This is a genomic window from Pantoea sp. AG1095 (genome assembly GCF_003208415.1).
Lineage (GTDB): Bacteria > Pseudomonadota > Gammaproteobacteria > Enterobacterales > Enterobacteriaceae > Pantoea > Pantoea leporis.
The window spans coordinates 1315562-1329706 of record NZ_QKMJ01000001.1; the positions used below are offsets into that span (position 1 = coordinate 1315562).

Sequence of the window (14145 nt, forward strand, 5' to 3'; positions counted from 1 at the left end):
ACTTATCCTATTGCGCAATCCGGCGCACTGGAAATAACCTGGCAACCACATTCACAATGGCAGCCGTCCACAACAATCGCTTTACCATCAGATAACCACTCCGTAGAGCCTTCAATAATCTGATTAGTACCGTGATCCTTTACCGGACAACTTATGTCATCTCCTATGAGAGCTACTTTTTTACCATTGACGATCATGGTTGATGATGCCGATATAACCTGACCTCCATGTGTTGTTTTATCGCCGAGCAAAACAACCCCCTTAGACATATATCTCCTTATCATAAAATTTACAGTTTATTACTTAGCGAGCTTTTGTTTCACAAAATCATATTTTGTTTTTTCTGAATTAGGAAAGTGATGGTCTACGATTTTTTCACCATATGGATAGATGAGAGTAAAACCCTCTCCTTTTTTTGCAGGAGGAATAGCCGTCACAAGCATATCAGGATGGAAAGCAGGCTTAAAAACAATGCTATTTGCATCATAAACACGGTAAGTCAACATTGGTTGACCTTTTATAGTTAGTGTTAATGTATCTTCAGCAGAGTTCTTCCTAATTAGAGGGAAGTAGTTTTTTTCAATTTCTACGGCACCATAGACATTGTCATAATTTCCATCCCCACGAGGAGGTGCATTTTTATCAAAAACAAAAACAATATCTGCTGGTATATTATTCTTAACACTTCCGCCAAAATGTTTCATGTTATGATATTTAAAATCAAATTTTATATTGCTCAACTTCCATTCACACCTACCTCCACCATCTATGGCAATACTACTACTTACCCTGTAGCTTCCCGTTTCTTTATAAAAAGGAACAGTCAAAAGGTGATAACCTGCCCGGGTCGTTATCCCCCCCGAAGAAGTGAATATTTTATCTCTGCATTTTTCAGAGCGGTAAATGATATCCATTGGTAAAATATCTACATCTACTGGTTTAACTACCGATATTTTAACCGTCTCACCATTTGTTGGTGGGGATAGTTCCTCGCCTCGCGTACAGCCGCTCAAGATTAAGAGCGGCATCAAGCATAGTATGTTTAATATTTTCATTACTCATATTCCTTACTTTCGTACGGAAACGTTCCAGGGCAGCTCTTCCATCAGGCATTTGCTCTGTTACTCTCAGGTGTCCCACGACTAAGCCGTGCAACGTACAAAACAGCCGGCTAATTTATTTTTAGAATAATGTAATGAAACGAGTGGCGGGTGATTTTCCACATTTATTAATTTAATTCATTAAATTTAGTTTCTTAAAATTAATCGGATCAGGTCCATTGGCATTGGTCGTTTGAGTTCCATCAGGATAAGTCGTAATCGAGTCCTCACCAAATTTCTCTGGTCCTAAAACATTAATAATCTTTTTAGAATGAACATTGGGTTTGAAAACAATAAGTTCAGAATTGCTAACTCTGTAAGTTAACATATCTTCATTTATTAACCTGAGGATTTTAGCATGGTCTATCATGCGGTCATTTCTGATGAGTGGATAATAATCATCTTTTATTTCAACGTTGCCAGACACGTTCATGTAGTGCCCATCTCCCCGAGGGGGAGGATTGTTATCAAAAACAAAAACGATGTCATTGGAAATATTACTTTTAATATCAACCCCAAATTTCTTCACATCACTAAATTTAAACTGAAATCGTATATTACTGAGTTTCCATTCACACCTACCACCACCATTAATGGAGACATTGCCACTCACTAAATCATCAACGAACTCTTGTTTAAAAGGGACTGTAAGTAGGCGATAACCAGCACGGGTAGTTATTGAACCCGCAGAGGTGAAAACTTTATCTCTGCATTTTTCAGAGCGGTAAATAACATCCATCGGTAAAATATCCACGTCGGCAGGTTTAACTACCGATACTTTTACAGTCTTACCTCCAAATGGAGGAGATAAATCTTCGCTAAACACACAACCGCTTAGTAATAATAATGATGGTAAGAGTAATACATTTGTCATATTCATTCGTTTAATTCCTTTTTTGTCTTGCCGAAACGATCCAGAATAGCATCTGACTCTGGCATCCGCTCTGTTACTCTGATGGTTTCTGCTACTAAACCCTGTAATGCAGAGAACATCCGATTTCTTTCCTTTTCATCATCAGGAATACCAGAATCTAACATCTGTTTCTCAAATGCGATCCTGCTTTCTTTTCGTTTCAGAGTGATATCATGAGACACCAACTCCACCAGTTGATTGTTAATATATGGCAGATAGGCAGAAGACATAGAGTGATTTCTAGGGTCGGTAAGTATAGAATCCAGATCCGGATTGGTATTTTTAGGGAAAAACTTCTTCATGCTTTCAATATTTAATGATCGAATAAATTGCAAGTTGTGATTTCTTGCCGAAATACTTTTATCTTCAGCCAGGGAAGGAATTAAAAAGTATTTTGTTTTTTTAGGTAATCTATACTTTATTCTGCGACATCTGGGAGCACTCATAGAGCCTTCGCATTGCAGGCTTTCCACCACCTGTGTGGTGTAATAGAACAGCACAATATCACCATGATGCCAAAAACTGTCGCCGACGGTTACACCGGAGATTTTCTGCGAAAGCAACTCAGCTACAGACCATGTAAAACCCAGCATGGTACCAACAGGGCCATAAATCTCATAAAACCAGTTATACAGGTTTACATCCATCGGGACGCTGGTGATACTATCTGAGTCATTAACGTGTCGGTAGTGAGTTATTTCAGAAAGATGCAAGATGGCATCAGCTGTAAAAACTCTAGGCATTCCATAGGTGTATAATAAAGGTTTAGTCGATTTCAACTCTGCAGCATAAGTTAACGCCAGCGCCCCGCCTAAGCTATGTCCACATAAGAATAATTTCTTCTTTTCATTTATAAATGTTTTTATGTCGTCAAAACTTGAAGGTGACTTATCCTTGGCACACTCAAACGCATCCAAAAAACCCTTATGAATTTTACCCGTTGGAGCGAGATAAGATGGGCACGCCTGTGGACTAAAGGTGATGTCAGTTATCCAGTCTCGTATCTCCTGTGTGCCGCGCCAAGCAACAACGACATGTTCATCATTTGAGACATAAAATAACTGGGTATCATGTTGAATAAAATTTCCGGCAGTGGTGACGAAGCGTGGGTTGATATAGCGCTGACTGAAGGGGACATCTTTAACTACGGCATAGTAGTCGTTTTTATCACTTAATTTTGGGGCTGCGGATAAATCGTTATATGCCTGTTCGAAATACTGAATAATCTTTTCTTCTGCTGAATAAGAAAAATCGGCCATTATCCCTAGATTATAAGCATTAACTATCGAATAATCTGTTTGATGATGCAGTACAAGTGACCATGCCCGGAATGGACACACTTCAAAAACGTAACGACAGTTTAGCTTTTTTATCGTTTGACCGGAAAAGCGCAAATCCGGAAAGTGATATTTCGGTGGATTCGCTTTATCTTTCCATTCCGGCATCATATCAGGAAGGCTATCGCATAGATGACCTATTTTTAGATAACGATATTCGTATCCTTCCACAACCGCTTTGGGTTTTACGGTTGAATCATCCTCAGCACGTCCAAAGGGACGCAATGCCCTTTTTTCCATCTCATCTGCAAGCGACTTTGCGTCAATATGCAAAATCAGCTCAATCGGATGTAAACCCTCGATTCGAATGATTCCACTGGCGTCGCTTTTACCGGTATATGAAGCACACTGATTACGTGTAGCGGCATTTTCGGCCACATACGGCATATTAGGGATGGGTTCTTCACACTCATCCAGAAGCTGAATCTCAACCCAGTATTTTTTTTGTTTACCTGTCCAGGCATCAGGATATTTGCATTCCAGAGAAGTAGTCGCTTTGCTCATTATTTTTCTTCCTTGATATCGGTCATTTCTTCATCCGGGAATTCAATTTTCAATGCTGATGGCATAGCTGTGAATATCCGCATTGTTTTTCCATGTTCATCAGAAACGCCTTCATACACCTCACCTTCTCCGGTGGTGACCTTGTAAAATGTAAAGGGTTGGATTTCACCACTTTCTGAATCTTTTAATGTAAAACCTTCACCGTATCCTTTAGGGAAGGTATGTGGTGGAGAGTCTAGCGTGGCTGGTCCCATTTTCTGCGCATTGGCGCATTTCAGAAGAATATTTCCAGCTGCACCCAGCTCAATATTGCCACCTCTGAGTTTTATATAGGCTCCGCCACAAGTGAAAGTCAGTTCCTGACTAGCGCTTACAGTGACTTTCCCTTCGGCGCTGCTTATCGTGATGTCTTGTTGTGCTGCTGCGTTAAGCTCGCCTTCCTGAGCCTGGATATCCAATTTCCCTGCGCCAGCAATCAACTGCATTCCCTCTCCCTGCGCAAACACGCTGACAGTTTTAGTAGCCGCTAGCGTGATTGACTCTCCAGCACTGATGTCCGTATTTTTCCCCGACATCAGACCAACGCTTGCTCCACCTGAAGCCATACGTACTGATTTGGGGCTGACAATTCCAATGCCTTCAGGAGCATGAGCCAAAATCCCTGCTTGCTTCAAATCTTCCAGCGCATTATTAAGTTCTTCATGAGAATCTGAGTCACCTTGGGTTGCTTCAGCTTTTTGAGCAATTTCGTTTAAGCTTTTTGCTAGCGATAGCGCGTTTTTAAGTTGCCGTATTGCCTCTTCCATATCCATCATGCGCCCTTGTGCACTTTGTTGTGCATCAGCCGAGATGAATACACCTTTGCCACCGCGAACGGCAACCCAGTCATCTGTTCGCAATTCCGCGCCTTCTCCCCGGAGCAGCCTGTCATCGTCGACGTTGTGGCCTAAATTAAGCTGCGTCTTGCCACCGTACTCCGTGCTGAGCTTGACGTGCTCTTCGCCGCGCTTGTCCTCCATCCGAAGCTTATTCAGCCCAGCGGTTCGAATGACGTTGCGGGTGCTGTTTTTCTCTGTGACGTGATCGACGTGTCGCGAGTCATGCAGCGCATGAGCAATGTAGGGCTGGTCAGGATCCCCTTCACGGAAGGCAATCGCCACCTCCGTTCCCTGAATCAGCGGGAAGTGGAAACCATACATATCACCGCCATAAGGTTTGGCGAGGCGCACCGGCATGCTTTCCTGACCGCGATCTTTGCTCTCTTCATCTGCATCAAACACCACGCGGTACAAACCGGAGGCATCCTGCCAGGCGTAGATATCATTGTCTTTTGCGCTGGTGACACGCGCTGTCATGGTGCCGCTGACTTTTGGCCGTGGTAACAACCTTGGACGCCAGCACAGCGTTTCGCTGTAAGGCACACCGTTGAGGTTAATCTGTAACGCCGACTTACGGCTAGCACTGAGGTGGATGCGGGTGACGACGACCGGACTCTGAAGCTGTTCCGGCAGCGTTGGCAAAACACCATCAATAATGGTCAGCACCTTGCCTGGAGCCAGCGATGCGTCATTGCTGATGCCAGTAATCAGCGTCTGGCCGCACAAAAAACGTTCGTGATCGAGGCGCGCGTAATAGTTCGCAGTCTCCGGCGCGGGCACATATTTATCGCCGCTGTCAGGATGACGCGGACGGTAATGATAAACCTGCCCGTAGTTGATCTCATCACCATCGCCGCGCGACATATCCGCCTGAACCGAACGTAAAATACGTTGCGCCTCGCGATGGTTGTAATCTTTCGCGACCACCCCTGCTTCGACCACTTTGTGGGTGATATTCAGTCCCCAGATCGATTCCTGTCCGTTATCTTCCAGGCCGGAAGGGCTGTTAAGTGGCAACGGCTTACCCTGAATAAGCGCAGACTGAGCATCACCAAACCGAACAACTTCAGTCTGGGTATCTGGCTGGAGCGTGAACATGTAAAAGATGCCGACTTCCGACAGCAAGCGGCGAATAAACTGAAGGTCACTTTCCTGGTACTGATTTATCTGCTCACGTCTGGGATATTCATGCTTCAGGTTGAATTCATATTCCCAGCCCTGAAAACCGTGTTCATCCAGTATCTGGCTCACCACCTCTGGAACTGATTTATTCACAAAGAAACGGTGCGAGCGATATTGCTTATCCAGCAGTGCAAGGCGTGGCTCAATAACCACCAGATAAGTCACCTGATCGGCAGAACCCGTCAGACGGTGAAAATCAGTGATGTAACCATGCACCATTTTTTGCCCCGACAGCCCCATCAACTCGCCGGTGCCCATGGTCAGCGTTGCTGGTTTACGCAACATCTGTGCGGCCGTGATGTCTTTATTCGGGCTGGTGAACAGCACATCGTAGTGATAGTTCTCACTCAATGCTTCTGCGCCGTTAAAGTTCTCGACGTCAACACTGGACGAGCATGAGGGGATAGAAAGCTTGTAACGGTTCAACGTCCCGTTTATTAACGAGGATGCACCTTGCAGTAAATCAGTTATGTTCATGTCATTCACTCCTTGATGACAGCCGGCCACAACGTCTCTATCACTGGTGGGGACGTTGACGACTTTCTCTGGGCTTTATTAACGTTCTCTGACAGCGGCTGGATAAATTGTTTTGATGCTATTACGAGACCGCATTTCCACGAATAGTTACCATTAATTTAGAAATTGTTACCGAGGTAATGCGTAATTTCATTCTCCTGCAGTGGGATGTTTTTAACCTGACGCCCATCAATTTGTATGGCATTTGAAAACACCCTTGTATTTTGACGCTTTTTAATTGGCTTCAAACTAAATCTAACCACATACTCTCCATCGCCAAACTCGTCAATTACTGATTCGGAAAGACAGATAAATCGCCCATCCTTTAAATTGGTATTGTTGGGCATTAAAGATTGCCTATCATCTTCATGCCCCCTTCTGAATAAACTCATGGATTTTAGCGTGTAGTCGCTGGCTCGTCGCACGTCAAAGCATGCTGCATTTTCTCTTCGAGTAATATTCGCCATTTCTGAAAACGTCACCTTATCGCCAAGGCAGCTAGTGAGAAAGAAGGAATTCATTATCAGAGTGAAGGAAAACCCTGTTTTATAAAACAGATGACATTTCATCATGATTATCTTAGCATCATATTTAGTATTTACCTTACCATTAAAACACTTATCTTAGTGGTTATTTTAGGCGCCAGCTACACACCGATTAAATTATTGATAGCTTCGCGCCATTTCAATATTATGTAACTGAAAGCTACCCACATTTCCATTAACCACTTTAACAGCAACGATAAAGCTTCTAATCGAATCAAAACCCCCGCCGTTTTTAAGAATAAATTTAACTATATATTCTTTTCCTTCAGCAGGCGAAAACTCATCCGGAGAAAAACATAGCATGCCATTTGAGATTTCAACGTCCCTGACAATCCTGTTTTTTTGCTCTGTTCGCGGAGTATATCTCAGATTAACTGACAGATAAGTTGGGATATATCCTTCTGCATTTTTTATGGGAAAGCAAACATCATTTCCTTTATGTACTGCTTTCGTTGTTTCATCGCACCATCCTCTGTCCCCCGAGCCCGGACATCCGCTAAGAAATACAGAACTTATGATCAAAGTAGAAATGACTATATTTCTATTATAAAAACCACGATCAATCATTTGAACTCACTGAGCGATAAAATTCTTAATCCTTAGATAACTCAAAACAGATCATTCAGAAATAAAAGAGGGAAGATAATCGGAGTTATATAACTTTAAATTTAAAACCCTCCCATCTATAACCATTATGGATGCGACTTTTCTAAAGGCAGGGAGTTTCGTTGAGGTTGAAAGCAAAGTGTAATGAATGGTATATGCAGTATTTTCTACCACAGGCCACTGTGATGATGAAAGACAACGCTTAGTATTCACTGCTAACAACTCACTTCCCGCGTACGTTTTCCTTAATCCTGAACCATCCTTGTTTTTTATAGAAATGACGCTCAAATAATACGAATCATTTTGGGGAGTGCTAATACAAAGCATATCCTTAACCAGAATAATATTTGTATCACGCTTAAACCCAACCTGTTCTTCTCCCAAAGTACATCCGATCAGAAACAAGCATGTGAGTAAGCTAATAAAATAGTTTTGTAAATGCTTCACCATGGAAACCCTCTAAGAGCTACTTTATATGCTGCACTGGCTTCAGTCTCACTCATAGCCTTGATTAATTTAACGTAATTATACGTTCTAAATTGATTCCAGCGGTCAAATCCCCATTCGGAGAGAATGTAGTTATCAGCAATAATCTGAGCTTGCTGTTCCATCGGGTATTCACTCAATAACCGACCATCAAGGTCATAGGTGTAATCAGCCATAAAACTGACCACTCCCCGGCAGATGACACACATGCCTCTTTCACGTTGCCAGACATGACTGAGTTCATGAATAAATACATGCATGTCAGCGATATCACTCTGTAATAGGTCAGAGAAATCAGCCCTGTATAGCGCGGTTCTGTAATATATTTCACCATTTGGTGTCATGGCGACGCGCTCATGCTGTAGGCCAAAAGGCAAATAACTGTCATGATGGATCCAGACCTTGCCGTAAGAGATCTTCTCGCCAAACACCTTTTTGGCAAGTTGTATTTCACCTGCGGTCATCAAGCGCAGGCTCCCCTCTTTAATAGCCGCTTTTCTAGCTTTATCTGTCATGCTTACTCACCCAAAATCATTACACCGCCCTCATGGCGTCAACGTTCTCCCGCCACAGCGACGGCAGCGGGAAGTCCGGGAATATCAGGCCTGAGGTTCCTGCGGAATTTCATCAACGCTGTCAGATACGCTGTGCATGCCGTCGCGGGTGTTTTTCTGCACCGCTACCGCACCAAACAGCGCCATGAAGAACGACACACCGTAAAAACCTTTCTCGCTCGGCATCAGCGTGGCGTTCCATAAACCGGCAACCAGCAGCACCACCGCAATGGTGAACGCCAGCAGGCAAACCATGTGATACAGATGGGTGGTCGGGATGCCCTCCAGACGGTCGCGTACGGTTTTTTGCAGCGAAACGGCCGCGAACAGTCCGAGGATCAGCACCGCGAAGTAGTAGCCTTTTTCATTCAGCTCCATCTCCGCGCGCCACAGGCCTGTCAGATAAACCAATGTGCCACCGAGCATAGCAATCCATGAAATCGCGATAAACGCGGGTGAAACGGGGATATTTTGGGTTTTCATACACACTCCTTGTCATTAAAAAGAACGTCACGTGTTCAGAATATAAAACTCACTTCGCCTTCTTCATTGGTGTCCAGCGTCAGGCTGTTACCTAATGTGCCGCTGGCGCGGTGCTGCAGAATCATCTGGCTCAGCACCGGCAGGATTTGCTGATTCAGCAGGCTGTCGACGTTGCGCGCGCCGGTGTCCGGCAGCAGGCAGGCGTCGGTAAGCATGTCGTACAGGCCTTCGCCGATGGTGGTGCGGATGCCGTAATGGCGTTGCAGCCGTTTGCTGACCTGCTTCAGCTTCATCTCCACGATGATTCGCATCGCCTCGCGCGCCAGCGGGCGGTAAATCACCGTCTGGAAGCGCGCCAGCAGCGCGGGCTGGAAGTGGTCGCGCAGGATCGGGCGCAGGCACTCCTGCAGGTCGGATTCGGCTGCTTCGGGCATTTCTTCCAGCAGCTGCATCAACTGATCGCTGCCGAGGTTCGAGGTCATCAGAATCACGGTGTTGCGGAAGTCGATTTCGCGCCCCTCGCCGTCGCGCATGAAGCCACGGTTAAACACCTGATAAAACAGATTAATCACGTCGCGGTGCGCCTTTTCCACCTCGTCGAGCAGCACTACGCTGTACGGACGTTTGCGCACCGCTTCGGTAAGAATGCCGCCCTGGCCGTAGCCGACGTAACCCGGCGGCGAGCCTTTGAGCTGGGAAACGGTGTGTGCTTCCTGATATTCGCTAAGGTTGATGGTGATTAACGATTTCTCGCCGCCGTACAGCAAGTCGGCCAGCGCCAGCGCGGTTTCGGTTTTGCCGGTGCCGCTGGTGCCAACCAGCAGGAACACGCCCTGCGGGCCGTTTTCTGAGGTGAGTCCGGTTTTCGAGGCGCGCAGGCGCTGCGCGATGGCGCTGAGCGCCGCGTCCTGCCCGACCACGCGGGTGGCGAGCAGGGTTTCCAGCGCCAGCAGTTCAGCCTGCTCGTCCTTCATCAGCGACGACAGCGGCACGCCGGTCCAGTCGGCAATCACGCCCGCCACGATGCGCGCGTCAACGTCGGCGGTCAGCAGCGGCTCTTCGGGTTGTAATGCGCCGAGTTCGCTCTGGAGCTGCGCGATGTTGTGTTTCTGACTGGCGTCTTTGCGTCCTTCGAGCAACTGCTGCATGCGTTCCTGCACGTCAGCGTAGCGCTGCTCCAGCGCCTCAAGCTCTTCATCGGTGGATGCAATCTGCGTGGCAATTTCAGTCAGGCGTTCCTGCGAGACCGCGCCGCCGAGCGCTTCGTCGTCGAGGATGGCGCGCTGCTCAATGTTCAGCGCATCGAGCTTCGCGCGCAGGCGAGTGATGGCTTCCGGTACCGTATCCTGGCTCATACGCACGCGCGCGGCGGCGGTGTCGAGCAGGTCAACCGCCTTGTCAGGCAGCTGGCGGCCTGTAAGGTAGCGGCGCGACAGCGTGACGGCGGCGCGCACCGCCGCGTCGGTGATGTGCACGCCGTGGTGCTCAGCGTAGCGCGACTTAAGGCTACGCAGCATCAGGCAGGCGGTGTCGTCGTCCGGCTCGTCCACTTTCACCATCTGGAAGCGGCGCTCCAGCGCGGCGTCCTTCTCAAAATACTGTTTGTACTCGCTCCACGTGGTTGCCGCGATGGTGCGCAGTTCGCCGCGCGCCAGCACCGGTTTCAGCAGGTTGGCCGCGTCCGCGCCGCCCGCTGCGTTGCCCGCGCCGATAATGGTGTGCGCCTCGTCGATGAACAGCAGCACCGGGTTCGGCGCGTTTTGTACCTCGGTGATGATGTTCTTCAGGCGCTGCTCGAACTCGCCTTTTACGCCCGCGCCCGCCTGCAGCATGCCGAGGTCAAGCGTGTGCACGCTCACCGGCTTCATGCTGTCCGGCACGTTGCCCTCGGCAATGCGCAGCGCCAGCCCTTCGACCAGCGCGGTTTTACCGACGCCCGGCTCGCCAACCAAAATCGGGTTGTTCTTGCGGCGGCGCGACAGGATATCCACCATCTGACGGATTTCATTGTCACGGCCAAATACCGGATCGATTTTGCCGCTGCGTGCGTCAGCGGTAACGTCGCGGGTGAAGCGGGCAAGCGCTTCGGTTGATGGTGTTTTGCTTTCGCCTGCGGTGGCGGATTGTTCGAGGGTGCTGACCGGCATCTCCGGCTGCTCCGCTTCGGCACGCTCGTCGGACTGCGCTTCCAGCATCGGCTGTAAACGCTCCAGCTGGCTCATGCGCAGGCTCAGCAGCGGCCACAGACCTTCGCACTGTGCAAGTTTTGGTTGCTCGGACAGCGCCATCAGCAGATGCATGCTGCGAATTTGCGGGGAATTATCAGATGCGGAGGCCATTAGCCACGCCTGCTTCAGCAGCGCTTCCAGCGAAGAAGAAAGCTGCGGACGCCCTCGCACCGCGCGTGGCTGGCGGTCGAGAAACGCCAGCAAATCCTGCCAGATAGCATCCATATCCCACTCGTAGCGGCGCGCAATCACCGTGATGTCGCCCTCGCCCTGCTCCAGCAACTTGAGCAACCAGTGCTCCGGCTGGATTTCAGCGTGAGCGCGGGTCTGGCACAGCGACGCGGCGGCTTCCAGCGCCTGCGCGCAGAACGGGTTGAGGCGACGCAGTAAAGCGGTTGACTGACTGTCCATAGCAAAATCTCCTGATTGGGGGCACGCTACCGCCCGTCGCCGTAAACCAAAGCGCATAAGGCAGCAGGAAAGATGGGAAATGACTTGTGATTTCACCCGCTTCGGATGGAATCACCAGGCATCTGGCCTGGTCGCATAGCGTCAGTTATTTTTGAAGGTCAACACCGCGCAATGAATTGCGCCGCTACAGAATGTGCGCCCTGCAATCCCTGTTGCCAGCATCCACCGGGCTGCAAAAAAACAGCCCGGCGGAGCAATTACGCTAAATAGTTCGTGTCGCAGGAAGGCGGCAAGCGAGTGCAGCCCCGGGAGCTTACAAAAGTAAGTGACCGGGGTGCGCGAGCGCAGCCAACGCACCTGCGGCGCGAAATATGACGCGTAATCAGGCGGTGGCGCGTTCGTTCCACGAATCGGAATGAATAATGTTGCCGTCTTTGTAGGTCCAGGTGATTTTTTCGTAGCGCAGCTCAATCTGCTCCAGATGGTTGTGTTTCTCTTTCGACGGGTCCTTAACGTCGTGCATCACCGGATTGACCTTCACCACCTTCACGTTTTCCAGCTTGGTGTTGAAGTACTCCACTTCCTGGCCGGCGTCGCTGATGCGATACCACTTGAACTCGGCAGACTTCAGCGTCTGGCCGGTGGTAACCGCTTTGTAGAGGTACGGGCTGGACGAGTCGATTTCCTTGGTGAACAGGAACGGCGTGTGAATGCGCGTGCCGGTCAGCTTGCCGGTGTTGTTGTCGGTCGGGATGTACAGGTTGTGTTGCTGTGCCACCACTTCGATGCTGCCTTCACGGTCCTGCACGTCCACCGAGCCCTTGATGTCCGCACCGCCGTCGTCCTTCAGCCACAGATAAACCGGAATTGCCATGTTGTTACTCCTTTTCTTCATGATTGCCGTCACCATCCTGTGATGACGGAGGGATTGCGTCCGCTGCCTGGCAGGCGTCGGCCTGCGGCACCAGACTGATTTCAACGCGCCGGTTGGCCGCGCGACCTTCGGCGGTGTCGTTGCTCGCCATCGGACGGCTCTGGCCGAAGCCCTGCACCGCAAAGCAGCTCTCATCCACGTCGCCGGTGTCGCGCATCCAGTCGCGCACGGATTCCGCCCGCTTCAGCGACAGACGCTGGTTCAGCGCCGGATTGCCGGTATCGTCTGTATAACCCGCCACCACAATCAGCCAGCCCGGCTTCGCCTTGATGCCGACCAGCGCGTTTACCATCACTTTGGTCGAGCCTGTTTTCAGATCGGATTTGCCGGAATCGAACAGCGACAGGCTGTCGAGGCGCACGGTCTTCGGCCCTTCAACAATCTGCTGGATAACCGGCGGCGGTGGCGGAGGAGGCGCCCAGCTGTTGATGGCGGCGTCGACCGGCGCGAACAGGCGCATGCCCTGATACAGTCCCAGGCCAAGGCGAAGCGGTTCACCGCCGCGCTGCCAGCCATCAAGCAGTGTGCGGTCGGCGATTAACTGCGCGCGCGCGTGAACCTTCGGCTCTGCCGGCTCACCAGACAGGTGTGCCCACAGCGTCAGATGGTCACCAATAGTGCGGACCAGCCGCTGGTTGTTGAGGAACGATGCCAGCAGCGCCAGCGCCAGAAACACCGCCACAATCATGCCCGCCGCGCGCGCCAGCCTCAGGCGTCGGCTGACACCCTGCCTGCGCGGCAAGCCAGCCAGCAGCGCATCCGGCAATGGCAGCGCGACATCGGTGCCTGCGGGTGCATAAGGCAGCGTGGTCAGCCCAGTAAGATGCTGCGCCCACAGGTTGTCCGCCAGCGCCGTTACCGGCGTCAGGCAAATCCCGGCGCGGCATGGCTTCATCTGCGTCAGTGGCGTGAGGTGCTTTTCCTGCCACATCAGCAGGCTGTCCAGCCACTGCATTTGCACCAGGCGTGACGGCTGCTCCCGGAACCATTCAGCCAGCGGCATCGTGTCGTTGCCGGCGATGCACGCCTGCAGCGCACTCTGGTCCGGTGTGATGCTGAACCATTCAGCTTCGTGGTTCGGGTGTGATACCCAGCATGCAGTACACAACGGTGGCGCGCACTTCAGGACGCGGCGGCACTGCAGCAGCGCACGCTGCCAGCCGTGAAATTGGGAAGTGAAGTCTTCAGCAGACGTGTGCTGCTCCGGCACCACTGCCAGCAGCAGCGAGACCTGTGGCAGCAGTGCCGGACGCTGAGTGGTGATGTAGTCAGCCATCGCAGCGAGTTGCTCTGGTGCATCCACCGGCAGATACCAGCCCTGCGCGGTTTCACGCGGCTGGTTGCCGGAGAACAGCGATGCACTGTCGCCACACACCAGCACTACCGCACCGCGAAAATCTTCAGGCGGCAGACGATCATCGGCCACATCGATTTCCACATCTCGCTGGCGTGACTGCCGCCAGAGCAT

The 14145-nt window shown here is 50.1% G+C and carries 13 protein-coding genes; all 13 read right to left on the minus strand.

Features of this window, described 5'->3' with window-relative positions; genetic code table 11:
- Window positions 1-2 precede the first annotated feature (2 nt).
- The 13 genes from DEU53_RS06255 to DEU53_RS06310 all read right to left on the minus strand — a co-directional run bounded on the left by DEU53_RS06255 (window position 3) and on the right by DEU53_RS06310 (window position 14145).
- A complete protein-coding gene (locus DEU53_RS06255; protein WP_110866380.1) occupies window positions 3-269 on the minus strand; it encodes a PAAR domain-containing protein in 267 nt (88 codons plus the stop codon).
- Between the two features lie 30 nt (window positions 270-299).
- A complete protein-coding gene (locus DEU53_RS06260) occupies window positions 300-1055 on the minus strand; it encodes a hypothetical protein (RefSeq protein WP_110866381.1) in 756 nt (251 codons plus the stop codon).
- Window positions 1056-1233: 178 nt separating this feature from the next.
- Window positions 1234-1980, minus strand: a complete 747-nt coding sequence (locus DEU53_RS06265) for a hypothetical protein (RefSeq protein WP_110866382.1) — start codon at window positions 1978-1980, stop codon at window positions 1234-1236.
- The gene (locus tag DEU53_RS06270; protein WP_110866383.1) at window positions 1977-3854 is read right to left on the minus strand and encodes a lipase family protein; all 1878 of its coding nucleotides are present in this window, start codon (window positions 3852-3854) and stop codon (window positions 1977-1979) included. The genes DEU53_RS06265 and DEU53_RS06270 overlap by 4 nt, the downstream gene beginning before the upstream one ends.
- A complete protein-coding gene (locus DEU53_RS06275) occupies window positions 3854-6391 on the minus strand; it encodes a type VI secretion system Vgr family protein (protein ID WP_110866384.1) in 2538 nt (845 codons plus the stop codon). Before DEU53_RS06275 ends, DEU53_RS06270 begins: the two co-directional genes overlap by 1 nt.
- Window positions 6392-6549: 158 nt before the next feature.
- Window positions 6550-7002 (minus strand): putative T6SS immunity periplasmic lipoprotein, encoded by a 453-nt coding sequence (locus DEU53_RS06280; protein ID WP_110866385.1) that lies wholly within the window; start codon window positions 7000-7002, stop codon window positions 6550-6552.
- Window positions 7003-7092: 90 nt separating this feature from the next.
- On the minus strand, window positions 7093-7542 hold the full coding sequence (locus tag DEU53_RS22925) for a putative T6SS immunity periplasmic lipoprotein (RefSeq protein ID WP_146222846.1): 450 nt from the start codon (window positions 7540-7542) through the stop codon (window positions 7093-7095).
- Between the two features lie 51 nt (window positions 7543-7593).
- Window positions 7594-8031, minus strand: a complete 438-nt coding sequence (locus DEU53_RS23295) for a putative T6SS immunity periplasmic lipoprotein (RefSeq protein WP_370445551.1) — start codon at window positions 8029-8031, stop codon at window positions 7594-7596.
- Window positions 8025-8582, minus strand: coding sequence for a type IV secretion protein Rhs (locus DEU53_RS06285; protein ID WP_110866386.1), 558 nt, complete (start codon window positions 8580-8582; stop codon window positions 8025-8027). The genes DEU53_RS23295 and DEU53_RS06285 overlap by 7 nt, the downstream gene beginning before the upstream one ends.
- A gap of 84 nt (window positions 8583-8666) precedes the next feature.
- Window positions 8667-9104, minus strand: a complete 438-nt coding sequence (gene yiaA / locus DEU53_RS06290) for an inner membrane protein YiaA (RefSeq protein ID WP_110866387.1) — start codon at window positions 9102-9104, stop codon at window positions 8667-8669.
- A gap of 35 nt (window positions 9105-9139) precedes the next feature.
- Window positions 9140-11743: a type VI secretion system ATPase TssH gene (tssH, locus tag DEU53_RS06295; RefSeq protein WP_110866388.1), complete on the minus strand. Its 2604-nt coding sequence runs from the start codon at window positions 11741-11743 to the stop codon at window positions 9140-9142.
- 382 nt (window positions 11744-12125) lie between these two features.
- Window positions 12126-12617 (minus strand): type VI secretion system effector Hcp, encoded by a 492-nt coding sequence (gene hcp / locus DEU53_RS06305; protein WP_064741351.1) that lies wholly within the window; start codon window positions 12615-12617, stop codon window positions 12126-12128.
- 4 nt (window positions 12618-12621) lie between these two features.
- Window positions 12622-14145, minus strand: a complete 1524-nt coding sequence (locus DEU53_RS06310) for an OmpA family protein (RefSeq protein ID WP_370445553.1) — start codon at window positions 14143-14145, stop codon at window positions 12622-12624.